The organism is Flavobacterium sp. UBA4854 (genome assembly GCF_002399805.1).
In the GTDB taxonomy this organism is placed as follows: domain Bacteria; phylum Bacteroidota; class Bacteroidia; order Flavobacteriales; family Flavobacteriaceae; genus Flavobacterium; species Flavobacterium ginsengisoli.
This window is the reverse complement of the sequence record NZ_DHEI01000021.1, coordinates 65653-66110: the sequence shown is the minus strand read 5'-3', so window position 1 is coordinate 66110 and position 458 is coordinate 65653. Positions and strand designations below refer to the sequence as shown.

The window sequence follows — 458 nt, the reverse complement described above, 5'->3', positions numbered from 1 at the left end:
TCACCAAAACGAGAAGATCCATCCCTTCTAATTGTACCGGTTACATAATACTTGCCATCATAGTCATAATTCACCCTTGCCAAATATGACATAATTGCCCATTCAGAAGCATTACCTCCTACTGTCGGCTGTAATGTACCATTGTCTATCTGCTGTGTTTCATCACTCGCAAATTTCTGAATAGAGCCGTTTAAGAAATCATACTTATTAGACTGCGAACTGCTTCCCACAACTGCATTTACATTATGTGCGCCAAAATGAGCATCATACGTCAGCGTGTTATCCCATAAAACTGTAATACTTCTATTTGTTCCTTGTGATAGATATGAATTGGTCTGAACATTAGAGCCCCATGAATATTTTGGCGACCAGGTTCTGTCAAACCAGAAGTTGGCTTCAACCCCACCTAAAGACTTAAACACTAAGTTTTTCAGCAAATTGATTTCTGCGAAAAGGTT

1 pseudogene is annotated in these 458 nt (G+C 39.1%); it reads right to left on the bottom strand.

Going from position 1 to position 458, the window contains the following annotated elements:
* A pseudogene (locus B3J44_RS02510) lies at positions 1–458 on the bottom strand (SusC/RagA family TonB-linked outer membrane protein); the annotation flags it as partial.